Source organism: Nocardioides sp., assembly GCA_037045645.1.
GTDB lineage: Bacteria > Actinomycetota > Actinomycetes > Propionibacteriales > Nocardioidaceae > Nocardioides.
In genome coordinates, this window is the sequence record JBAOIH010000001.1 from 692133 (window position 1) to 715379 (window position 23247).

General features: G+C 66.8%; 23 protein-coding genes. 19 read left to right on the forward strand and 4 right to left on the reverse strand.

Annotated elements, in window-relative coordinates; all coding sequences use genetic code 11:
• Positions 1-45 precede the first annotated feature (45 nt).
• From V9G04_03355 to mmuM, 5 genes are all read left to right on the forward strand, one after another.
• Positions 46-324: a hypothetical protein gene (locus tag V9G04_03355; GenBank protein ID MEI2712341.1), complete on the forward strand. Its 279-nt coding sequence runs from the start codon at positions 46-48 to the stop codon at positions 322-324.
• 5 nt (positions 325-329) lie between these two features.
• A complete protein-coding gene (gene mshB, locus V9G04_03360) occupies positions 330-1232 on the forward strand; it encodes an N-acetyl-1-D-myo-inositol-2-amino-2-deoxy-alpha-D-glucopyranoside deacetylase (GenBank protein ID MEI2712342.1) in 903 nt (300 codons plus the stop codon).
• Positions 1233-1298: 66 nt separating this feature from the next.
• Positions 1299-3038 carry a VanW family protein gene (locus V9G04_03365; protein MEI2712343.1) on the forward strand — a complete coding sequence of 580 codons (1740 nt, stop codon included), beginning with the start codon at positions 1299-1301 and terminating at the stop codon, positions 3036-3038.
• Positions 3039-3042: 4 nt separating this feature from the next.
• Positions 3043-3219, forward strand: a complete 177-nt coding sequence (locus tag V9G04_03370) for a homocysteine S-methyltransferase family protein (protein ID MEI2712344.1) — start codon at positions 3043-3045, stop codon at positions 3217-3219.
• A complete protein-coding gene (gene mmuM, locus V9G04_03375; GenBank protein MEI2712345.1) occupies positions 3191-3901 on the forward strand; it encodes a homocysteine S-methyltransferase in 711 nt (236 codons plus the stop codon). Before V9G04_03370 ends, mmuM begins: the two co-directional genes overlap by 29 nt.
• On the opposite strand, the gene V9G04_03380 is transcribed toward mmuM, so the two are convergent.
• A complete protein-coding gene (locus V9G04_03380; GenBank protein MEI2712346.1) occupies positions 3902-4732 on the reverse strand; it encodes a GNAT family N-acetyltransferase in 831 nt (276 codons plus the stop codon). It lies immediately after the preceding gene.
• A 169-nt stretch (positions 4733-4901) separates the two neighbouring features.
• On the opposite strand from V9G04_03380, the gene fdxA reads away from it, so the two are divergent.
• The 4 genes from fdxA to V9G04_03400 all read left to right on the forward strand — a co-directional run bounded on the left by fdxA (position 4902) and on the right by V9G04_03400 (position 8493).
• The gene (fdxA, locus tag V9G04_03385; protein MEI2712347.1) at positions 4902-5228 is read left to right on the forward strand and encodes a ferredoxin; all 327 of its coding nucleotides are present in this window, start codon (positions 4902-4904) and stop codon (positions 5226-5228) included.
• On the forward strand, positions 5225-6328 hold the full coding sequence (gene dapC, locus V9G04_03390; protein MEI2712348.1) for a succinyldiaminopimelate transaminase: 1104 nt from the start codon (positions 5225-5227) through the stop codon (positions 6326-6328). Before fdxA ends, dapC begins: the two co-directional genes overlap by 4 nt.
• 147 nt (positions 6329-6475) lie before the next feature.
• The gene (locus V9G04_03395) at positions 6476-8044 is read left to right on the forward strand and encodes a nidogen-like domain-containing protein (protein MEI2712349.1); all 1569 of its coding nucleotides are present in this window, start codon (positions 6476-6478) and stop codon (positions 8042-8044) included.
• Positions 8041-8493 carry a hypothetical protein gene (locus V9G04_03400; protein MEI2712350.1) on the forward strand — a complete coding sequence of 151 codons (453 nt, stop codon included), beginning with the start codon at positions 8041-8043 and terminating at the stop codon, positions 8491-8493. Before V9G04_03395 ends, V9G04_03400 begins: the two co-directional genes overlap by 4 nt.
• 65 nt (positions 8494-8558) lie before the next feature.
• Here V9G04_03400 and V9G04_03405 read toward each other — a convergent pair whose 3' ends face one another.
• Both V9G04_03405 and dapD read right to left on the reverse strand, forming a co-directional pair.
• Complete coding sequence (locus V9G04_03405) at positions 8559-9434, reverse strand: hypothetical protein (GenBank protein ID MEI2712351.1); 876 nt, start codon at positions 9432-9434, stop codon at positions 8559-8561.
• Between the two features lie 108 nt (positions 9435-9542).
• On the reverse strand, positions 9543-10478 hold the full coding sequence (gene dapD / locus V9G04_03410; protein MEI2712352.1) for a 2,3,4,5-tetrahydropyridine-2,6-dicarboxylate N-succinyltransferase: 936 nt from the start codon (positions 10476-10478) through the stop codon (positions 9543-9545).
• Positions 10479-10630: 152 nt separating this feature from the next.
• Between dapD and V9G04_03415 the strand changes: the two genes are divergently transcribed.
• The 10 genes from V9G04_03415 to V9G04_03460 all read left to right on the forward strand — a co-directional run bounded on the left by V9G04_03415 (position 10631) and on the right by V9G04_03460 (position 22389).
• Positions 10631-11791: a hypothetical protein gene (locus tag V9G04_03415; protein ID MEI2712353.1), complete on the forward strand. Its 1161-nt coding sequence runs from the start codon at positions 10631-10633 to the stop codon at positions 11789-11791.
• 11 nt (positions 11792-11802) lie between these two features.
• On the forward strand, positions 11803-13014 hold the full coding sequence (locus tag V9G04_03420) for a hypothetical protein (GenBank protein ID MEI2712354.1): 1212 nt from the start codon (positions 11803-11805) through the stop codon (positions 13012-13014).
• A gap of 104 nt (positions 13015-13118) precedes the next feature.
• Positions 13119-14264 (forward strand): hypothetical protein, encoded by a 1146-nt coding sequence (locus V9G04_03425; protein ID MEI2712355.1) that lies wholly within the window; start codon positions 13119-13121, stop codon positions 14262-14264.
• Positions 14265-14816: 552 nt separating this feature from the next.
• The gene (locus tag V9G04_03430) at positions 14817-15449 is read left to right on the forward strand and encodes a hypothetical protein (protein ID MEI2712356.1); all 633 of its coding nucleotides are present in this window, start codon (positions 14817-14819) and stop codon (positions 15447-15449) included.
• 345 nt (positions 15450-15794) lie between these two features.
• Positions 15795-18995, forward strand: a complete 3201-nt coding sequence (gene ileS, locus V9G04_03435) for an isoleucine--tRNA ligase (protein ID MEI2712357.1) — start codon at positions 15795-15797, stop codon at positions 18993-18995.
• Positions 18996-19069: 74 nt separating this feature from the next.
• Positions 19070-20167 (forward strand): succinyl-diaminopimelate desuccinylase, encoded by a 1098-nt coding sequence (dapE, locus tag V9G04_03440; GenBank protein ID MEI2712358.1) that lies wholly within the window; start codon positions 19070-19072, stop codon positions 20165-20167.
• On the forward strand, positions 20160-20912 hold the full coding sequence (locus tag V9G04_03445) for a TIGR00730 family Rossman fold protein (protein ID MEI2712359.1): 753 nt from the start codon (positions 20160-20162) through the stop codon (positions 20910-20912). Before dapE ends, V9G04_03445 begins: the two co-directional genes overlap by 8 nt.
• A complete protein-coding gene (locus V9G04_03450) occupies positions 20912-21214 on the forward strand; it encodes a DivIVA domain-containing protein (GenBank protein ID MEI2712360.1) in 303 nt (100 codons plus the stop codon). Before V9G04_03445 ends, V9G04_03450 begins: the two co-directional genes overlap by 1 nt.
• A gap of 2 nt (positions 21215-21216) precedes the next feature.
• Positions 21217-21636: a hypothetical protein gene (locus V9G04_03455; GenBank protein MEI2712361.1), complete on the forward strand. Its 420-nt coding sequence runs from the start codon at positions 21217-21219 to the stop codon at positions 21634-21636.
• Positions 21637-22389 carry a M14 family zinc carboxypeptidase gene (locus tag V9G04_03460; GenBank protein MEI2712362.1) on the forward strand — a complete coding sequence of 251 codons (753 nt, stop codon included), beginning with the start codon at positions 21637-21639 and terminating at the stop codon, positions 22387-22389.
• 4 nt (positions 22390-22393) lie between these two features.
• On the opposite strand, the gene V9G04_03465 is transcribed toward V9G04_03460, so the two are convergent.
• Positions 22394-23194, reverse strand: a complete 801-nt coding sequence (locus V9G04_03465; GenBank protein MEI2712363.1) for an enoyl-CoA hydratase-related protein — start codon at positions 23192-23194, stop codon at positions 22394-22396.
• Between the last annotated feature and the right edge of the window lie 53 nt (positions 23195-23247).

Consider the following 23247-nt stretch of genomic DNA (forward strand, 5'->3'; position numbering starts at 1 on the left):
GCTAACGCGCTCCCCGGCGAGGGATGTCGCGCTAACGTCGCGCTCGTGCGCGGCATCTTCTTCGACCCCGACGACGCCCAGAGGGTGGCGGCTCGACTGCGTACGGACGGGTACTGCGCCGAGGTCGCCCAGGAGCGCCTGGCCGGAGAGGACGACGACGAGGGCCATCCGTGGGCCGTCCTCACCGACGCTCCGGAGTTCGTCCTGGAGATGCTGGTCGACGAGTACGACGGGTGGCTCGACACAGGGGAGCCCGAGCAGCCCGCGACTGCGCTGACCCTCCCCACCGCCCCTCAGCGGATCAAGCGCCGGCCTTTAGAGTGACGGCCGTGTCTGACAAGCGACTGCTCCTCGTCCACGCCCACCCCGACGACGAGTCGATCAACAACGGCGCCACCATGGCCAAGTACGTCGACGCGGGCATCGACGTCACGCTGGTCACCTGCACGGCAGGAGAGATGGGTGAGGTGCTGGTCCCCGACCTGGCACACCTGGCGTACGAGCAGGACGGCGGACTGGGCGAGCACCGCAAGGACGAGTTGGCCGAGGCGATGGCGGTCCTCGGCGTCACCGACCACCGATTCCTGGGCGGCTTCGGGCGCTTCCACGACTCCGGCATGGCCTGGCACGAGGACGGCCACGCCGTGGCCGGTGAGGTTCACGCCGACAACGCGTTCTGGCACGCCGACCTCACCGAGGCCGCCGACGAGTTGGTGAAGGTGATCCGCGAGATCAAGCCGCAGGTGCTGGTGACGTACGACCAGTTCGGCGGCTACGGCCACCCCGACCACATTCAGGCGCACCGGGTCGCGATGTACGGCGCACTGCTCGCTGCCGCCCCCTCGTACCGTCTCGACCTCGGCGAGCCGCATGACATCGCCAAGATCTATTGGACTGCGATGAGTGAGGGCCGGATGCGCGAGAGCCTGCGCCAGCTTCGCGAGTCCGGTGACACCGAGACCTTCAAGGGCATGGAACCCGACGGCAAGCTGCCGCCGTTCGTGACACCGGACGAGTTGATCAACGCACGCATCGACGGCGCCGCGACCGTGGGGCGCAAGATGGAGGCGCTGGCCAAGCATCGGACTCAGGTGCAGGCAGACGGACCCTTCTTCCAAGGTGCGGAGTCGGGACACTCGTGGTGGTCAGACGAGTTCTATCGCCTGGTCAAGGGCACCCCAGGGCCGGTCGACGACGAGGGATTCGAGCCCGATCTCTTCGCCGGAATGTGACGCGCCGCGCAGTCTGAAGAATCGGCTTGCCCAAGGCTGCGCCCGTAGGCTGACGCGGTGATCGGCATGAGGGACGCGAGTGAGCAGAAGAAGGAGAAGAAGGGCTACGGAGCCGTCTTCTTCGTCGTGACGATGCTGCTCGCGCTAGGCGCCGGGGGATATGTCGCGGCCTGGTATTTCGCCAATGACCGCACCCCGCACGGCACCGTCGTGGACGGCATCCGCCTGGGCGGCATGACCCACGACAAGGCGATCAAGACCCTCCAGGACGGCCTGGCCGAGCGCGCCGAGCAGCCGTACGACATCCAGGTCGGCGCGGAGACCGAGCGCGCCACCGCCGACGAGTTCGGTCTGTCGGTGGACTACGAGGCGACCGTCGACGAGGCGGGAGCGCAGCGCAGCTGGGATCCCGAGTGGCTGTGGCACTTCTACACCGGCGGCGACGACATCGAGGCTGTCAAGGCCGTGGACGACACCGACATGGACGCCTTCCTCAGCCGGCTCGCCGACACGGTCGACAAGCCCGCCAAGGACGGAGCGGTGAAGTTCCGCCCCGATGGGTTCAAGGTCGACCAGGCCGTCGACGGCGTCGAACTCGATCGCGCCACCGCTCGCACCGCCCTCCGGGACGCCTTCCTCGGTGAGGACACCGACATAAGCCTCCAGGTCGAGACGGTCAAGCCCGACATCGACGCGGCGGCAGTGCAAAGGGCCGTCGACGAGTTCGCGAACCCGGCGATGTCCGCGCCCGTGACCGTACGTTTCGGCCAGGCCGAGGTGCGGCTCAAGCCCAGTGACTATGCGACCGCGCTGAGCCTGGAACCCAAGAATGGCGAACTGACCCCGACTCTGGACGCCGAGGTGCTGGGGGAGAAGCTCAGCGGGTTGGTCTCCGGCAACGCTGCCCCGGTCGACGCCTCGATCAGGCTCGTCAACGGCAAGCCGGTGATCACCGACTCCAAGCCCGGCGTGACGTACGACCCCGCAGACCTCAACAAGCGCTTCCTCAAGCTGGTCACACGCCCCGAGGACAAGCGTGAGATCAAGGTGAAGTCGACAGTCGCGGAGCCGGAGTTCACCACACAGGACGCCAAGGCGCTCGGCATCAAGGAGCAGGTGTCGACCTTCACGACCTACTACCCGCACGCCGACTACCGCAACATCAACATCGGTCGCGCCGCAGAACTGGTCAACGGGACCGTCCTGGAGCCGGGGGAGATCTTCTCGCTCAACGACACGGTGGGCGAACGCACTGTGGCCAACGGTTTCACCGAGGGCTACATCATCTCCAACGGCATCCTCGTACAAGACCTCGGCGGTGGCGTCTCCCAGATGGCGACGACGACCTTCAATGCGATGTTCTTCGCCGGTCTGAAAGACATCGAGCACAAGCCGCACTCGTTCTACATCGACCGCTATCCGGTCGGTCGTGAAGCGACGGTGGCCTGGGGGGCGGTGGACCTGAGGTTCCAGAACGACACCCCCTATGGCATTTACATCAGTGCCCACGTCACCCCCAGCACGTACTCGTCCTCGGGCGTCGTCACGGTGTCGATGTATTCCACCAAGATGTGGAACATCACCACCAGCAACAGCGAGCGCTACAACTTCACCCAGCCCAAGGTGCGCAAGATCGACACCCAGAAGTGCCACCCGAACACCGGGTACGGCGGCTTCGAGATCAACGTCTATCGCAACTTCGCACCCGTGGCACCCAACACCGAGACCCGCGCTCGCGAGACGTTCCACACGACCTACACGCCCAGCGACACGGTCATCTGTACGCACCCCAACCCGGTCGACTGATCTGATGGACCTGGTCGAGGCCATCGCTCAACGCACTGTCGTCCTCGACGGTGGGCTGGCCACCTTGTTGGAGGCCCACGGCCATGATCTGTCGTCCGATCAGTGGTCGGCGCGGCTGCTGAGCGACGACCCGGACGCGATCCGGCGGGCGCATCTGGAGTTCTTCGCAGCCGGGAGCTGAGGTCGCCACAACGGCGTCCTATCAGGCCGCACCTGATGCGACCGAGGACCTTCGGCTCAGTGTGCAGCTGGCCCGGCAAGCCCGCGACGAGCATGGCTCCGGCTGGGTGGCTGCCAGCGTCGGACCCTATGGCGCGATCCTCGCCGACGGCTCCGAATACCGCGGGGACTACGGCCTATCGGTGAGGCAGTTGCGTGACTTTCATCGTCCGCGCCTCGACACGCTCATCGACGCCGGAGCAGATGTGCTGGCCATCGAGACCGTCCCCTGTTTGACCGAGGTCGAAGCGGTGCTGGCGCAGATCGCGGGCTCAGGAATGCCCGCGTGGTTGTCATTGACCTCAGCAGACGGCCGCACCACGCGAAATGCGGAGCCTCTCCGCGATGCTTTCGAGATGGCGTATTCGATCGACGAGGTGAAAGCGGTCGGAGTCAACTGCTTGCCTCCCGCGCACGTGTTGGCGGCTCTGGACGTTGCTTCGGTCGCTGGCAAACCTCTCGTGGCATATCCCAACTCGGGCCAGGGTTGGGACGCGCAAGCGCGTACCTGGACCGGGGAGTCGGCATTCACAACCGACGACGTCACGTCGTGGCAGCAGGCCGGCGCGCGCCTGATCGGCGGCTGCTGTCGAGTGGGACCGGCCGACATCAGCGCGGTCGCCGCTCAGGTAGTCGCGGATTGACTAAGGAGCCAGATAGCGATAGCGGTGATGGACGGTGAACCCGAGCCGTTCATAGAGCCCCAGAGCGGGCGTATTGTCCGCGAGCACCTGGAGATAGGCCGTACGCGCGCCCTGCTCGGCACCCCACTCGAGAAGGGTCGCCACCATGGCCAGGCCGATGCCGTGTCGGCGACGGTCCGGTGTGACCTCCAGACCGGCAAGTCCCACCCAGTCGTGCGACAACACCGCGCGCCCGGAGGCATCGTCGCGGAAGGTGGCGTACGCCTGCTCGCCTTCGTCCAGGAGTTCGATAGCGAACGAGGGCGGGTCCCCGAGCAGTCGCGCGGCCCGGGCGATGGAGCCGATCATGAACAGACTGTCCGCGTCAGTGCTCTCGGGGCCCCAGCCGTGCTCCAGGAGAAGTCGCTCCTCGTCGGAGTCCGGCAGGACGCACGCGATCGGTCGGCGGCCACGCGCCGCGTACCAACTCGTCACCGCGCTCACCGACGGGTGTGGCCCGGTCAGCGCGAGCACCGAGTTGGGTCGCCGGCGCTGGGCGAAGGCAGCCGAGCTGCGCAACAACCACGGCCCGAGGGCCTCGACCTCCAGATCGGGGAACAGGGTCGAGGCGATCTCGTGCACTTCGCGCGGTGAGAGCCTGGAATGCACAGGTGGTCGCGGTGGCACCGGTTTGCCCGAGACGATGTCGCGGATCAGGAAGGTCGCAGCCGACCCGTCCTCGCGACGTACGACGACCGAACCGTCCTGCCAGGACTCGCAGACCCCGAGCACATCGGTCATGGCGGGACCGCCCGTGGGCCCGACCTGCCCGGTGAGGAGTCGACGGATCACGACGCGTTGTCCGACTACGTGGGGTCCCAGAAGGTGGCGACCCGTGGCTTCCATGGCAACGGATTCTCCCATCCTCGTCCCGAATGGCGGGGTTGGGCCATGTAGTCCTCGGCCAAGGTCTAGGCTGCGAGGTAGTGCATCGCCCTCATGACCAGTTTGGAGGACTCAGGTGACCTACGTCATCGCTCAGCCGTGTGTCGACCTCAAGGATCGTGCCTGTGTCGACGAGTGTCCGGTCGATTGCATCTACGAGGGAAAGCGGATGCTCTACATCCACCCCGACGAGTGCGTCGACTGTGGTGCGTGTGAGCCGGTCTGCCCGGTCGAGGCGATCTTCTACGAAGACGACACTCCGGAGGAGTGGAAGGACTTCTACGACGCCAACGTGCACTTCTTCGACGACCTCGGCTCACCCGGCGGCGCCGCCAAGTTGGGCGTGATCGACAAGGACCACCCCATCGTTGCGGCACTCCCGCCGCAAGAGCACGACGAGTGACGGTCTCGTCCCGACTGCCTGACTTCCCCTGGGATGGGTTGGCCGAGCATGCAGCTCGCGCCCGGGCCCACGAAGGTGGAATCGTCGATCTCTCGGTCGGGACTCCGGTCGACCCCACCCCTGAGGTCGTCCGAGATGCGCTCGCCGCAGCCGCTGACTCGCCGGGTTATCCGGTCACCATCGGTCTGCCCGAGACGCGGCGTGCAGCCGCGCGCTGGCTCGAACGCCGTTTCGGTGTCGTGGGCCCACGAGCGGACTGGGCACTCGACGGCGTACTCCCCACGATCGGTTCCAAGGAACTGATCGGCTCGCTGCCGGTACACCTCGGCGTCGGCGCAGGCGACCTGATCGTGCAACCTGCGCTGGCCTACCCGACGTACGAAGTGGGCGCCGCGCTCGCCGGCGCGCGCATCCTGGCCGCCGATTCGTTGACCGCGATCGGGCCGGAGCGTCCCAAGATCATGTGGATCAACTCGCCGTCCAACCCGACGGGCAAGATCCTTCCGCTGGAGCACCTGCGCAAGGTCGTGGAGTGGTGTCGCGACCGAGGCACCCTGCTGATCTCCGACGAGTGCTATCTGGAATGTGCCTGGGACGAGCAGCCGCTCTCGGTGCTGCACCCCGATGTCTGTGGCGACAGCCACGACGGCATCTTGACCGTGCATTCACTCTCCAAGCGCTCCAACCTCGCCGGCTACCGCTGTGCCTTCGTCGCCGGTGACCCGGCCGTCGTGGCCGAGTTGCTGGCCGTACGCAAGAACCTCGGCCTGCAGGTGCCTGGACCGCAGCAGCACGCGATGATCGCCGCCCTCGACGACGACGCCCATGTGGTCGCGCAGCACGCGACCTATGCCGCTCGTCGCGTCAAGTTGCGCGAGGCACTCGATCGCGCGGGTTTTCGGATCGACCACTCGCAGGGCTCGCTGTATCTGTGGGCGAGCCGCGACGAGGACTGTTGGACGACGGTCTCGTGGCTGGCTGATCGCGGGATCCTGGTCGCGCCGGGTGCGTTCTACGGCTCCGGCGGCGCTGCGCACGTCCGGGTGGCGTTCACCGCTTCCGACGAGCGGATCGAGGCGGCGGTCTCGCGGCTGACCTGACTCCGGACCACGCGCTGGCAAAGGTGTCGCAAAGTTTGTGCGGTTCTCGCCCGGCAGCGTCTTCGCGGGCCTAGCGTCCCTCTATTCACCCGCGCCCGCGGGTTTCGGAAACAGGGGGATTACGTGAAACGCAAATGGTCTTCGTTAATGGCGAGCACGGCCCTCGTGGCCGGCATGCTCGTAACGGGTGTGATGCACGCGGCGGACGCGGCGGGCTCGGGCGCCGTCCAGGACCTGGCAGGCTGCCGGGCCAACAGTCTGGCCGCGAACGACGACGGGTCGACCGCACTGGTGCCACTCGGGTTCCCGATCAGAATGAACGGCGTCGAGCACTCCGAGGTCTATGTCAACAACAACGGCAACGTCAGTTTCGACAAGCCCTATTACGAATACACGCCGTTTGACTTCACCGCCACCGGCAGCATCATGTTCGCCCCCTTCCTGGCCGATGTCGACACCCGTGCGGGAAACGTTGTCACCTATGGCCAGACCAGCGTCGCTGGTGCGCCGGCATTCTGCGTGAACTGGATCGGTGTCGGCTATTTTGCTGAGCACATCGACAAGACCAACAGCTTTCAGTTGCTCATCATCAACCGAGGCAACGGCGACTTCGACCTGGTCTACAACTATGACCAGATCCAATGGGAGACCGGAGATGCGAGCCAGGGGGACAACGGCCTCGGTGGCACGTCAGCGGCGGTCGGGCACAGTTCTGGGGACGGCGTTCCTGAGACCAACGTCATGTTGCCGGGGTCGTTCGTCAACGGGGCGCTGCTCGATGGTGGAGCGCAGTCCTTGGTCGGGCACGGCACTGGTGCGATGCCCGGACGCTATGTGACCGAGTTCCGCGACAACGGAACGCAAGCAGGCACCGTGCACGGAGTGGTGCGCTCGGGTGCCTCGGGTGCGGCCGAACCGGTGTCTGGGGTCAGCGTCCAGTTGTGCGACTCGGCAGGACTGTGTCGCGTCGTCTTCTCGGGCGGGCAGGGCCAGTACACGTTCGCTCGGGTTCCAGCGGGCACCTACACCGTAACCACGGGTGCCACCGGCTACTACGAAGGGAGTTCACGCACGGTCACGGTGAACTCCGGCGCGGGCGACTATGTCTTGGACCTCACGATGGGTGCTGCGCTCACACCGCTGCCTTCGGGCTGGTTCACCGATGGGAACTCCACCGAAAGTGACGTGCCGATCACCTGGACCAACCAGCCGACCACTGTGACCTCTCCGCCGATGTGCGACGGAGCTGGCACGTGGGAGGTGCGCGCACGCAACACCGTCCTTGCCAGTGGGGTGCTCACCAAGACACCGGACCCGGATAACCCGGGCAAGATCATCTACAGCGCCACGGTGCCGCCCCTGACAGCCAATGTGGGCGTGGCGCGCGTGTTCACCGTCATCCGCTGCGTTGGCGGGCGCAGTGCGCCGCTGGCCTCCACTGCTGAGGCTGACGACATCGTGGAAGAGTTCTCGCTCTTCGTGAACCCGGCCATCAGGGTGCTGGATTCGGCGGGCGCGACGGTGAGCGGTGCACAGGTCACCTTGGAGCGGGCAGCGGAGGCCGGGGGCAGCTTGCGCCGATCCCCATGGATTCGCCGCTGCTGGCAGCCAGTTCCACGGACAACCCGCAGACCACCAATGCCGCGGGCGTGGTGGGTTGGGATGTCGTGGCCGGCTATTACCGAGTGGTCGCCGAATTCGCCCACTGCACGGTGACCTCGCCGATTCGCAATGTGCCACACCAGTCCCTGGAGTTCGACATTGCCTTCGCCCAGACGCGGGCGGGCTGCGAGGGTGCGCCCGAACCCTCCACGAGCCCGACGGTCGCCCCGACGACCAGCCCCACCGCGGTCCCACCGTCCCCCACGCCCAACCCGCAATGTGCGGTCAACCAGGCGGCGTACGACTCCCTGGTGGCGCAGCTCGCCACCGCGACCGGCCAGCAGGCCAAGGCGGTGAAGAAGGTCAAGAAGCTGACCAAACAGGTCAAGAAACTGAAGCGAAAGCTGAAGTCGGCCACGGGTGCCACGAAGGTCAAACTGACCAAGCAGCTCAAGAAGGCCAAGAAGAAGTTGGCTAAGGCGAAGAAGGTCCGCAAGGCGGCGAACGCCAACGTCAAGGACCTGACCGCGAAGGTCGCAGCCGCCAAGGCCAAGTTGTGCTGACGACTGTCTGATCGGGGGCGGGGGTGGTCTCGTCGAGGCGACTCGGCGGGCCACCCCGGTCCGACTTATTCGAACACGTCGACGTGGACGTGGTCACGGTGCTCAAGGATCGCCTGGTCACCCTTCGAGGACGACGGGATCCGATAGTTGGTCCACCCGTCGGCCGATCTCGATCCCGCATGCCAGATGCGGTCGTCGAAGATCACCGTGGCGATGTCGAGACGCTCGGCCTGGGCGATGAGATATTGCGCGATCGCCCATCCACGACGCTTGTTGGCGGTGCTGATCGGGCGTACGAAGATGTCGAGCGCGCGGCCCTCGTAGTGAGCCGAACCGGACATGTGTCCCGACGAGACGCCACGCGGCTCGAATCCCCCCAGCGGCACGTCGCCGAAGACCTCCAGCACCTCCTGGCGTACGACATCAGCACGCGTGGTCAGACCGACAGCGTTCAGCGCGGCCGACGATCCTTTCGCGTCCGGGTGGAGTGTGCAGGTGAAGGCGCCGCCACGGGTCTCGCCCGTCAGGGCGCTGGCCAGCGCGCGCGCATCCTGCTCGTGATCGGCGTACGCCTCGGGGAAACCGGAGCGTTGCACCTCCTGCGCCGCCTCGGTGATCCGCATCGTCTCGTAGCCGGGCACCTTCACCAGTGCGTCATAGAACTTGTTGATCGCATACTCGCGATCCATGATCTGCGCGCGGCTGCCCCACCCCTGGGACGGTCGCTGCTGGAAGAGCCCGATCGAGTCCCGGTCGCCATGGTCGAGGTTGTAGAGCTTCGATTCCTGGTACGCGGTCGCCAGTGCGATCGAGGCGGCCCGCGCAGGCAGCCCCCGACGTACGGACATGGCTGCGATCAGGGCGGCGTTCTCGGCCTGTTCCGGGTCGATCGTCACCTCGTGGCCGTTCACTTCGGCGCTACAGCCATCGGGGTCGGGCAACGGCCCTACCCCCTCGCGCAGTGCCACGAAGGCTGCGACGACCAGCACCAGGGCACCGATCGCGACGAACACGATCTTCGCCAGCCGCCTGACCACGAGCTTCCCGGCCTAATTCGCGTGCAGGGCCGCGTTGAGCTCGATGCCCTGGCCCTGGCGCGCGACAGCCTCGACCGCGCCGCTGACCGAGTTGCGACGGAACAAGATGTTGGGCAGGCCAGAGAGTTCGGCCGCCTTCGCCACGCGCGGCTCGGCACCGACCACCGTGACCTTGGTGCCGGCGGTCAGGTAGAGACCGGCCTCGATCACGCAGTCGTCCCCGAGCACGATGCCGCAGCCGGAGTTGGCGCCCAGCAGGCAACGTTCGCCGATGGAGATCACTGTGGTACCGCCACCGGACAGGGTGCCCAGGATCGAGGCGCCACCGCCGATGTCGGTGCCATCGCCCACGACCACACCCGCCACGATGCGGCCCTCCACCATCGAGGTGCCCAGAGTCCCGGCGTTGAAGTTCACGAACCCCTCGTGCATCACGGTGGTGCCCGACGCGAGGTGGGCGCCGAGCCGGACGCGGTCGGCGTCGGCGATGCGTACGCCGCTGGGCACGACGTAGTCGACCATCCGCGGGAACTTGTCCACTCCGAACACGGTCACGTGATGGCCGCTCGCGCGTAGGCGCGCGCGGGTCGCTTCGAAATCTTCGACGGCACATGGTCCGGCACTGGTCCACACCACGTTGGTCAGCAGCCCGAAGACGCCGTCCATGTTGAGGGTCTGCGGCTGCTTGAGACGAGTGGAGAGCAGGTGGAGTCGCAGCCACACGTCCGCGGTGTCGACGGCCGCCGAGGACAGGTCGGCGATCTCGACCAGCCGGACCTCACGGCGTACGCCTCGAACCTCATCGGTGCCCTCCAGAGCAGTCAACTCGGAAGGAGTCACGCTGCCGTCGAACGTACCGAGCGCGGGGCGCGGGAACCACGCGTCGAGCACGGTTCCGTCGTCGGTCACAGTGGTCAGCGCGTGGCCCCAGGCAGCGTTCAGTGTCACCCGGAGGAGTGTACGGAGCACGGGGTCACCCACGGCCACGACCTCGCGGTCAGCGGGCGGAAGTTCTCCCCGTTCGGTAGTGGGCGCGAACCACTTTGCCCTAGCGTGCGTCCAACTGCTGACGTGCTCTCGCGAGTTGAGGAACGATTCCCATGCCACACCCCCTTCGCCACTACGCCACCGGCCTGATTGCGGCCGGAGCACTGGCCGTATCCCCCTTGGCCGTATCCCCCTTGGCCGTCACCCCCCTGGCAGCGTTCGCCGCCCCGGCCGATCCGACTCCCCAGCAATACTCGGTGGCAGGCATCATCACCGACCACGCCGCCGGCATGCCGGTCTCGGGCGCCACCGAGAAGACGAAGATTGTCAGCGCGCGCGTCTCGGGAAGCTACGACGGCCGCACCGTGCTGCTCATCAACGTCGCAGGCGACGTGCCGCGCAGATCCGCGTTCCCCGTCGGCTGGGGAGCGGGGACCATGGTGGACGGCAAGTGTGAACTCGCCATCACCAAGACCGAGAAGATCCAGACCGACTACTTCGGGGCTAGGAATTCCTTCGAGATCTTCAGGACTTGGGACGGCTACGACCGGTCCTGGAACTGCGTGGCGGCCTGGACGCTGTCCGAGCAGGGCGTCGAGCAAGACCGCGTGTTCGGCACCGCGTACCCGCAGAGCGCGATCCCGGCCATCAACCCGTGGGGAGGCGGGCGCAAGCACATCGTCCCCGTCGGCAAGTGGGTGCGCATCCCGGTCGAGTACTGGTCGCCTTCCCCGGCACCTGCCAACAACGTGACCATCACTGTCGAGGGCAAGGGCGTACGCGGTCGCACCGTGACCGCGAACGAACTCCGCCGTGAGGACAAGTGGCTGTTCGCGGAGTTCAAGGTGCGCGGGACCAGGCCCCGCGAGATCACGGTGACGGCGACGCCTTCCGGCGGCGAGACCAAGTCCGCTCAGGTCAAGATCGTGCCCAAGCGCCTGGCACGCTCCTTGAAGCCGGGCCTCTACCACGCCAAGCGTGGCGCGAAGGCGCTGCGCTTGCGTGTCACGGAGTCCGGCCGAGTCAAGGGGTTGCGGATCACTCTGTCGATCTCGGACGGAGGTAGCGAGATGCCGACCTTCGACCGGTTCAAGTTCCCGGGCTTCAAGATTCCCAAGTCGGGCTACGTGCTGAACGACGACGCTTTCAAGGGCGCCCAACGCGTGAGCGTGCTGCGGGTTCTCGACCGGCGTACGGTCTCCGTCACCGGGTTGTGGGACGTGCCCAACGGGCCGGGGATCCGATTCTTGCGGGCCCACTGGGTCAAGAAGTGAGGGGCAGCACGATGAGCGGTCGTACGGGCATGAGGTACGCAGTGAAGACCACGTTCGCGGGGGCGCTGACGCTGGCGCTGATCGGGCCGGCGGGTCCGGGGCAAGCGGTGACGGCCCCGGCCGAGACCACCCAGGTGATGTACGCCTTGGCAGGCACCTCGTTCCACCATGGCGCCGGTCAGCCGACCAGCACCGAACCGGCCCGGCAATACCTCAATGCCGGGGTGCGGATCTACCGCTACGAGGACTACGTGACCGTCCAGGCACAGATGCGCGGCGATGCGAGCACGTTGTCCGACCCAGGGCCCGTCGTGCAGACCTACACGGTGGGGACCATGGCGGCCGGGCGGTGCGAGCCGGCCGTCGAGGGGACCTACCTGCTCAACGAAAAGTGGATCAAGCAAAACCCGACGGGATACGGCATTCACACGACGCGCGACGCCGACGTCGCCTTCGACGCGGGTTGGGACTGCTTCACGCTCAGCTACACCCGCGCCGACACAGACGGCCACCCCGTCGGGCCGGTGCTCGATCAGATCGTGGGTGAGTTGGCACCCGAGAGCGCGACGCCGCACGCAGGGGCCACCCTGACGGTGCGCAGGGCACCCGACGAGCGGGTCATCCCCGTTCGTCGCGGCGGGTGGACGGCCGTGCCTCTCGAAGTCTGGATGAACACGCCCGTCCTGGAGGGCGATGTCACCGTCACGGGTGAGGGACGGCGTACGGAGGTCCGCGCCGCCACCTACCGCACCGAACGGTCCGACCTGCGCAAACTCTGGATCCGTGCGCGCGGCAACAAGCCCCGCAAGCTCACGCTCACCGTGACTGCCGCCGGTGGTGAGTCGTCTCTGGTCAGGGTGCGGGTAACGCCGAAGGCGCCGACCTCTCGGCTGCGACCGGGGCGCTACGAGTCGAAGAACCGGAAGTTGCGGTTCACCGTCACCGGTGACCATCGCGTCGTGAAGGTGCGCGGCAGGCTCTTCTTGGACGTCGGTGGCAGCGGCATGCCGTACACCGACTGGTATTCGTTCAAGTCCTTCAAGCTGCCTCGCTCCGGGTGGAAGACCACGGTGCGCAACTCCAACCGCTGGAACCTGATCGATCACGGGACGCAAGGCGTCTTCCTTCAGCCGCTGTCGGCGCGGCGCGCGTACGTCTATCTCGTGGAGTTGGGCGGCGCCGCGGCTCACCGAGCACTGCGGGTGCGTCGCGTCGCTGACTGAAAATCTTCGAATCGGGTGAACCACCCGGTCGCCTCTCGCGTCACACCTGTTTCAGACACAGTGAACCCGAGATGCGACCGGGCCTCCCGGTCGGAGAGGAAGCCGTGACTTCACGTTCCCACGCAACACTCCTTCGTACGAGCCTGAGCCTGGGCGGTGCCGCCGTGCTCGCACTGGCTCTCTACGCGCCCGGCAATGCGGTGGGCTCAGTGCCCGCTGCTGCCGCTGAGCCGACCGCGACGGCGACGACCAGTCCGACAGCAACGACCAGCCCGACAGCAACGGCCACGACCAGTCCGACCGCGACCTCGACCCCTACGCCGCCCGACACGACGCCGCCCAACACGGTGATCAAGGCAGGACCGACGGGTCAGACCAGTGACAAGTCGCCGGTCTTCGAGTTCTCCGCCAACGAGGATGGTGCCACCTTCGAGTGCCGCCTCGACGGGCCCGGCACCACGGCCGGAACGTGGGCCGCGTGCACGAGTCCCAAGCCTTATGTCGGTCTTGCCAACGGCGAATACACCTTCGCTGTCCGCGCCACCGACGCGGCCAAGAACGTCGACCCGACCCCGGCGACCCGAGGCTTCAAGCTCGACTCCACACCGAGCGAGAAGGTCTGCCCCAAGGGCAACTCGGCAGGCGTGAAGTGCTGGGTCGATGCCGGTGTGATGCACATCCAGGGCACCGACGGTGACGACACGATCGTCGGCACTGAAGGCGCCGACGTGGTCAAGGCAGGCGCGGGGGCCGACAACATCACAGTGTTCGGCGGCAACGACGTCGTACGCGGTGAGTCCGGGGACGACGTCCTCGACGGCGGTGCCGGCGACGACGAACTGCGCGGCGGTCCCGGAGCGGACAAGATCCTCGGCGCCGCGGGCGTCGACAAGATCCACGGTGGCGCGGGCGCTGATGTCGTGCGCGGTGGCAGCGATCGCGACACCATCGTCGGCGGTGCCGGTGACGACGTGTTGGTCGGCGCCTCGGGTGACGACGTGATCCGCGGCAGTTCTGGTGACGACGTCCTTCGTGCCGGCCCCGGGGCCGACGAGGTCCGCGGTGGCTCCGGTGACGACGTGCTCAAGGGTGGTGCCGGCGAAGACAAGCTCTACGGCGGATCCGGCCGCGACATCCTGCGTTCGCGTGATGGCGCCAAGGACCTGCTGTTCGGCGGCACACAGTACGACGAGGCGTACGCCGACTCGTACGACGAGATCCACGGCATGCAGAAGGTTCGCCGCTCCTGATTGCGTAGTCCAGTGCGAAATGGTCGTGTTTCCCGCTCTGGGACAGCCATTTCGCACTGGACTACCCCACGGGGGGATGCGGTCGGAAACAGCCCCTGTGGATAACCGCCCGGAGTGTCGGTGAGTTGAGGCACCGTGTCTTGGGTGTCGTACGTTCCCGAGTCATTCCACCCCAGTCGTCCTGGGCTCATCGCGCCTGTTCGCGTCGACGGCAGTGGCGTGTCAGGGCCTACGCGCGGCCAAGCGCGAGCTGCCTCTTGGCGGCGTTCCAGCCAGGGCTTTTACGTGCCTGCTCACATCGAACTCACGACGCAACAGCGCATTCTCGAAGCCGCCGCCGTCCTCGGCTCTGATGACGCAGTCACCGGCTGGGCGGCGTTGCATTGACAGGGTGCCAGGTGGTTCGACGGCTTCGACGGTACGGGTCGTCCCCGCGACGTGCCCGTCGTGGGAAAACTCCACATCCGACCCCAACCGGGCTTCGCAGTGAGCCAAGAGTTTCTGAACCCGAGTTTGAGCGTGGAGGTTGATCGTCTCAGGATCACTCAGGCCGTGCGATCCGTGGTGTTCGAGATGAGGTACGCCCCGACGTTGAGCCGTGCCGTCGAGGCCCTCGACATGGCGTGTTATGACGATCTTGTCGACCGCGAGGAAGTGGCTCAGGAGATCGCCCGGATTGGGGCCATGACCGGTGTTCGCCAGGCGAGAGAGGCGCTGGTCCACGGTGACGAGAATGTGTGGTCTCCTCAGGAGAGCCGGATGCGTGGGCTGTGGACGCGGATAGCCGGCCTGGCGTCGCCCCTGTGCAATCGTCCGGTCTTCTCTCGTGACGGACGGCTTATCGGCACCCCCGACGTCATCGATCCGATCCTCGGTCTGCTTGGGCACTACAACGGGCGGGTGCACCTGGTCGGCACCCAGCATGCGCAGGACCTTCGCAAGGAGGAGGCGTTCAGGGCGGTGGGCCTCGAACCGATCACCATGGTCGCCGAGGACTGGGCCGACGTGGATGATTTCGTACGCCGTCTTCACGCCGCAGCAGAGCGCGCACAGCGCCGAGCCCGAGAGCCACGGGCATGGACGGTGGAGCCACCCTCGTGGTGGACCCCTACCTGGACGGTTGCGCAACGACGCGCACTCGATGCCGAGCAGCGCTTGCGCTGGTTGGGCTACCGGCCCGCCTGACGGGCGCGATTCTTCTCTCCCTTCGAGGTAGTCCAGTGCGAAATGGTCGTGAATTCCCCAGCGGGACGACCATTTCGCACTGGAGTATCCGAGTGGGGCAGGGCAATGGATTGGCCCCGCCCTCGCCCGGCGCCGTACGATCGACCGCACTGCGTCCGAGCCGTCATCAGCGGCGAGCATCCGGAAGAACGACCACCGCACGCCAGCGGTGAGTTCACTAGACCCGGACGGGGAGGCCCGTCACAGCCGAGAACGAGCGGCCCGCCTACGGTGGGCAAGCGAGGTGGTACCGCGGTCGCCCGATCGTCCTCGTGGAGATCTACAACCCACGAGAGAAGGCCCGTGATGACGTACCCCAAGGTCGCGACCGGACAGTCCGGCGAGCACCACGCTGTGCCGAGCCAGCCGAACTTCCCGGCGATCGAGGAGCGCGTACTGGCGTACTGGAAGGAACACGACACCTTCCGCAAGAGCGTTGAGCAGCGCGACGCGGGCGAGCACGGCGAGAACGAGTTCGTCTTCTATGACGGCCCGCCGTTCGCCAACGGGCTGCCGCACTACGGGCACCTGCTCACCGGCTACGTCAAGGACCTGATCCCGCGCTACCAGACGATGCGCGGTCACCGCGTCGAGCGCCGCTTCGGCTGGGACACCCACGGGCTGCCCGCCGAACTCGAGGCGATGAGCCAACTGGGCATGAAGACCACTCAGGAGATCGTCGACCTGGGCATCGAGAACTTCAACGCAGAGTGCCGCCGCAGCGTGCTCACCTACACCCAGGAGTGGCAGGACTACGTCACCCGCCAGGCGCGCTGGGTCGACTTCGAGAACGACTACAAGACCCTGGACCTCGACTTCATGGAGTCGGTCCTGTGGGCGTTCAAGACGCTTTATGACAAGGGCTACGTGTACGAGGACTTCCGCGTGCTGCCCTACTGCTGGAACGACGAGACCCCGCTGTCCAACCACGAGTTGCGCATGGACGAGGACGTCTACCAGAACCGGCAGGACCCCGCCGTCACTGTGGGCATGCGGCTGCTCGACGGGCCGTACGCCGGTGCGTTGGCGTTGATCTGGACCACGACCCCGTGGACGCTGGTCGCCAACCTGGCGATCATGGTGCACCCCGACATCGACTACGTCGTCGTCGAGAGCGCCAAGCCGACGGGCGCGACCGAGCGTTACATCCTCGGCGAAGAGCGGCTTCAGGCGTACGCCCGCGAGCTCCAGGAGGATGACCGCGAGCTCGCCGACCAGGTGGTCGCGCGGCTCAACGGCGCGGACCTGCTCGGTGCCTCGTACACCCCGCCGATGACCTACTTCGAGGGCCACGCCAAGGCCTTTCGCGTGGTCGAGGCCGACTTCGTCACCACGACCGACGGCACGGGGCTAGTCCACACCGCCGGTGCGTTCGGTGAGGACGACAAGTTGATCACCGACCGCGAGGGCATCGAGGCGGTCGTCCCGGTCGCCAAGGACGGGCGTTTCACGTTCCCCGTCACCGACTACGACGGGGTGCATGTCTTCGACGCCAACGCGCCGATCATCGACCATCTCAAGCACGGTGCGGGCTCGGTGTCCCCGGGCACCGTTCTGGTCCGCCGCGAGACGTACGAGCACTCCTACCCGCACTGCTGGCGTTGCCGTCAGCCGCTGATCTACATGGCCGTGTCGAGCTGGTTCGTCGACACCCGCAAGTTCCGCGATCGCATGCTGGAGCTCAACCAGGAGATCCGCTGGGTCCCCGACCACGTCAAGGACGGACAGTTCGGCAAATGGCTGGAGAACACCCGGCCCTGGTCGATCTCACGCAACCGTTTCTGGGGCAGCCCGATCCCGGTGTGGCGCTCGGACAACCCCGAATACCCGCGGATCGATGTGTACGGCTCGCTCGACGAACTCGAGCGCGACTTCGGCGTACGCCCGACCGATCTGCACCGCCCGTTCATCGACGAGCTAACGCGTCCCAACCCCGACGACCCGACGGGGGAGTCGACGATGCGCCGCGTCACCGACGTCTTCGACTGCTGGTTCGAGTCCGGCTCGATGCCGTTCGCCCAGGTGCATTATCCGTTCGAGAACACCGAGTGGTTCGACGGTGTCGACGGCATGGGTGGGCACTTCCCGGGAGACTTCATCGTCGAATACATCGGTCAGACGCGCGGCTGGTTCTACACCATGCACGTCCTGGCCAGCGCACTGTTCGACAAGCCGGCCTTCTCCAGTTGTGTGTCCCACGGCATCGTGTTGGGCTCGGACGGCAACAAGATGTCCAAGAGCCTGCGCAACTACCCCAACGTGTACGAGGTGTTCGACCGCGACGGCGCGGACGCGATGCGGTGGTTCCTGATGTCGTCGCCGATCCTGCGTGGCGGCAACCTGATCGTCACCGAGCAGGGCATCCGGGAGTCCGTACGCCAGGTGCTGATCCCGCTGTGGAACAGCTACTACTTCTTCACGTTGTACGCCAACGCCGCCGGCTACGACGCGAAGCCGGTGTCCACGTCCGACAACGCCATGGACCGCTACATCCTGGCCAAGCTGCGCACCTACGTCGACGACATGACCCGTCAGCTCGACAACTTCGAGGTGGCGAACGCCTGCGACTCGACGCGGACGTTCCTGGAGGTGCTGAGCAACTGGTACATCCGTCGCAACCGCGACCGATTCTGGGGTGACGACGCTGCCGCCTTCGACACGCTCTTCACCGTGTTGGAGGCGGTCTGTCGGACCGCCGCGCCGCTGTTGCCGTTGACCACGGAGGAGGTCTGGCGTGGCCTGACCGGTGGCGAGTCGGTGCACCTGACCGACTGGCCCGACGTCTGCGCACTCCCGGCCGACGACAAACTCGTCAGCGCCATGGACGAGGTCCGCGACGTCACGTCCACCGGCTCCGCGCTGCGCAAGGCGGCCGGTTTGCGCAACCGACTCCCGCTCGCAGGTCTGACGATCGTCGTCGACGATGCCTCGGCGCTGCGCGGGTTGGAGTCGATCGTGGAGGACGAACTCAACCTCAAGTCCGTCACCTTGGTCGAGGCCGGCTCCGAGCAGGCTTCGGCGTACGACGTCTCGCAGCGCCTGACCGTGAACGCCCGCGCGGCGGGCCCGAGGCTGGGCAAGGACGTCCAGACGGTGATCAAGGCGTCGAAGACCGGTGACTGGTCGGTCGAGTCGGACGGCACGATCGTGTGTGGCGGCGTGCCGCTGACCGAGGGCGAGTTCACCTTGGAGACGATCGCGGGCGAAGCCGACAGCGACGCCGCCACGGCGGTGCTGCCGAGAGGTGGTTTCGTGGTGCTCGATACCCATGTCACCGCTGAGTTGGAAGCCGAGGGTGTCGCGCGTGACCTGATTCGTACGGTGCAGCAGGCGCGCCGCGACGCGGGCCTGGACATCTCCGATCGCATCGCGCTGACGGTGTCCGGACCGCAGGACGTGGTGGCTGCTGCGCGCGCTCACGAAGCGTTGCTCACCAGCGAGACGCTGGCCACCAGCGTGTCGTACGCCGATGCGACTGAGGTCGACGTGCAGGTCAGGCGCGCCTGACGAGCACGGCTCCACGCCCGCGAGCAGGGGGCCGGCCCGTCGACATTGACGTCGGATCGGTCGCGCCTGACACCATGGGCCCCGTGAGCCCCGAAGTGACCCTTGACCTGACCGCCGATGTCGTCGACCTGACCGAACAGCTCGTCAACATCGAGTCGGTGAGTCGCGACGAGCAGGCGATCGCCGATGCCGTCCAGGCCGCGCTTGAGGCGTTGCCCCACCTCAGCGTGAGCCGCCACGGCAACACCGTGGTTGCGCGTACGAACCTCGGCCGCGCCGAGCGGGTCGTGCTCGCCGGCCACATCGACACGGTGCCGGTCAACGCCAACTTGCCTGCACGGCGCGACGAGGAAGCCGGGATCCTGCACGGCCTGGGCACCTGCGACATGAAGGGCGGAGACGCGGTGCTGCTCAAGGTCGCGGCCACGGTCCCCGAGCCGAACCGTGACCTGACCTTCGTGTTCTACGAGTGCGAGGAGATCGACTCCGAATTCAACGGGCTGCGGATCCTGGCCGAGAGTGACCCCGAGTTGCTCCGAGCTGACTTCGCGATCCTGGGCGAACCCAGCAACGGGGGAGTAGAGGCCGGCTGCCAAGGCACCCTGCGTGCCGAGGTGCGTACGTCTGGAAGCCGCGCGCACTCGGCGCGAAGTTGGCTCGGCGACAACGCGATCCACAAGGCCGCCGAGATCCTCAACCGGCTCGCCACGTACGAAGCGCGCACCCCGGAGGTCGACGGGCTGACCTATCACGAAGGCCTCAACGCCGTCGGGATCAGCGGCGGAGTCGCGGGCAACGTGATCCCCGACGAATGCGTGGTCGAGGTCAACTTCCGCTTCGCCCCTGATCGCAGTGAGGCCGAGGCGGAGCAGTTCGTACGCGACTTCTTCGACGGGTTCGACGTCACGATCACCGACTCCGCGCCCGGTGCCCGGCCTGGCCTGGACCGCCCGGCCGCGCAGGCGTTCCTCGCCGCTGTCGGTGGGCCGGTCAACCCGAAGTTCGGCTGGACCGACGTAGCCCGATTCACCGTCTTGGGCGTCCCGGCCGTCAACTACGGCCCGGGAGATCCCAGCTATGCACACCGCGCCGACGAACTCGTGCCGATGGACCAGATCGTCGCCTGCGAACGCGGCCTGATCGCGTGGCTCACGGGAGGCGACGATGCCTGACCGGAGCCGTCGTCGGGGCAAATACCGCGGCCCCGTCCTGATGCGCGGTTCGCAGGTCGACCACACCACCACCGACCAGCGGCTGCTCGACAACCGCGGCCCCAGCGACTGGGTGCACTCCGATCCCTGGCGGGTCATGCGGATCACCGGGGAGTTCGTCGAAGGATTCGGAGCGCTGGCCGAACTCGGTCCTGCGATCGCGGTCTTCGGCTCCGCACGCACCCCGACCGACAATCCCTACTACGCGATCGCCGAAGAGGTCGGCCGCAAGCTGGTCGAGGCCGGCTTCGCCGTCATCACCGGAGGCGGACCGGGCGCGATGGAGGCGGCGAACAAGGGCGCGAGCGAGGCCGGGGGCGTCAGCGTCGGTCTCGGGATCGAGTTGCCCTTCGAGACCGGTCTCAACCAGTGGGTCGACAAGGGCATCAACTTCCGCTATTTCTTCGCCCGCAAGACGATGTTCGTCAAGTACTCCCAGGGCTACATCGTGATGCCCGGCGGGCTGGGCACCTTCGACGAACTCTTCGAGGCACTCACGCTCGCCCAGACCAAGAAGATCTCCCAGTTCCCGGTTGTGTTGATGGGCACCGAATACTGGGGCGGGCTGCTCGACTGGCTGCGCAACACCGTGCTCGCCGAGGGCAAGATCAACGAATCGGACCTCGACATGCTGGTCGTGACCGACGATATCGACCAGGCCGTACGCCTGATGGTCGAGCAGAGTTCGAAAGGTGGCACCCGCTGATGCTGTGGTTCTTCGTGATCCTCGGGGTCGTCGTCCTCGGCGGGATCGCCGCTGTGGCGTCGGGCCGTGGCGAGTCGTTGTCCACCGCGTACGACGACCGCCCCGATGCGGTGGTGCCGGCGGAGGGAAGACTGAGCGCGACCGATCTGCGCAACGTACGGTTCTCGCTCGCCTTCCGCGGCTACCGGATGTCGGAGGTCGACGAGTTGCTCGACCGACTCGCGGCTCAAGCAGATGACGAGCGCCCAGATGACGAGCGCCCAGACCACCCCTCGTCCGACGACGCGCCTGCGGGGGGCTGACCGTGCCGATCGTGGTGTTCTATGTCCTCGCGGTGGTCGGGTTCGTCATCGTGGCGTTGACCCGGCTGCGCCTGCACGATGGCGAGGCAGGCGGCAGGCACGCCTACAGCCCACTGCTCGTCCACGCGCACACGATCTTCGGTGTGCTGGGCCTCAGCCTCTGGACCTACTTCCTGGTGGCGCACGACAAGTTGCCGTTCGGAGAGGTGTGCGGGGTCCTGGGCCTGGGCCTGGTGTGGATCACCTCAGTCGTGGGTCTGGCACTGCTGGTGCGGTGGCTGCCCTCCAAAGGGCGGCACGCGGCTGATGATCTCGCCGACGATTGGTGGGGCAACGGCGCCGGCCTGTCCCTGATCGCCCACCTGGGCATGTTCTTCGGCACGCTGTTCACGACCTGGGCGTACGTCACCGGGGCGATCTGAGTGACTCGGCTGTTCGGCGTGTTCGTGATGCTGCTCGCCGTGCTGGTCCCGGTCACCCCGAGTGTGCAGGCGTCGGCAGCACCGAACGCCGTCCTCGAAACCCGGGTGATCGGGCACTCGGTCCAGGGGCGGCCGATCAAGGCCTACCGGCTGGGGGAGCCGGGCAAGCCCACGTATGTCCTGATCGCCACCATGCACGGCAACGAGCGCCACACCCGCCAGATCCTGCACGCCCTTCGCGACGGCGACCCGATCGCGAACGTGGACCTCTGGGTCGTGCCCGACTACAACCCCGACGGCCTCGCCCGCGGCACCCGACGCAATGCGCGCGGCGTGGATCTCAACCGCAACTTCCCGTACGACTGGGCACCGTTGAGCGGCAATTACTGCTCAGGGCCGCGACCGGCGTCGGAGCCGGAGACGCGCGCGATGATGGGCTTCTTGCACGACATCAGACCTCGTCGAGTGCTGAGTTTCCACCAGCCACTCTTCGGCGTCGATGTGGCGACCAAGGATCCTCGTTTCGCGCGCCGGCTGGCCCGCGCCCTGCGCCTGCCCACGACCAATCTCGACTGCAACGGGATGTGCCACGGCACGATGACGGGCTGGTTCAACCACCGCTTCGCCGGCGCCGCACTCACGGTGGAGTACGGCTACCGCCCGCATCGACACACGCTGCGTCGGCAGGCGCCACCTGCAGTGCTGCACGTGCTCGGTGGCGTGTACGCGCGGCTCGGCACGGTCGCACCCTGAGGGATCAGCGACCCTCGAAGACCGGCGGGGTCTTGGCGATGAACGCCTCGACCGCGGCACGGTGATCTGCCGTGGCGCCCGTGCGAGTCATCATCTGGCTCTCGTACGCCAACGAGTCCTCGAAGGAGTGACTCGCGGAGAAGGCCACCGACGATCGGATCGAGGCGTACGCCACGGTCGGGCCCGCGGCCAACCGCCGGGCCAGGTCGCGCACGGTGTCGGCGAGTTCGGCTGCGGGCACCACTCGGGTGGCGATCCCGATCTCCAACGCCTCGTCAGCGGGGACCGTACGCGGGAAGTAGAGCAGGTCCATCGCCCTGGTCTGGCCCACGAGTCGCTGCAGCGTCCAGCTGGCGCCGGTGTCGCATGAGAGCGCCACGCCGGCGAAGGCGAGATTGAAGCCGGCCGTGTCGGCGACGATGCGTACGTCACAGGCGAACGCCAGGGAGGCACCTGCCCCGGCAGCCACGCCGTTGACGGCCGCGATGACGGGTTTGTCCATGGCAGCCAGCGTCGAGACGATCGGGTTGTAGTGCTCGTCGACCGTGCGGAACAGCGAGTCGCTGTCGCTGGAGTTGAGCACCTCGATGTGCTGCTTGAGATCCTGACCGACACAGAACGCCCGACCAGTGGCGCTGAGGACGACACACCGCACTGCCGGGTCGTCAGCGACCTGGCGTACGACCGACAACAGGGACTCTTTGGTGGCGATGTCGAGCCCGTTCATCGCCTCGGGGCGATTAAGCGTGATGGTCGCGACTCCCTCGGTCACGTCGAGCAGAACGGAAGCATTCGAGTCAGCCATGAGCGCAATCTAGCCCCGCCTGCGGACACCATCGCTGGGTTGTGCTCCGGGTC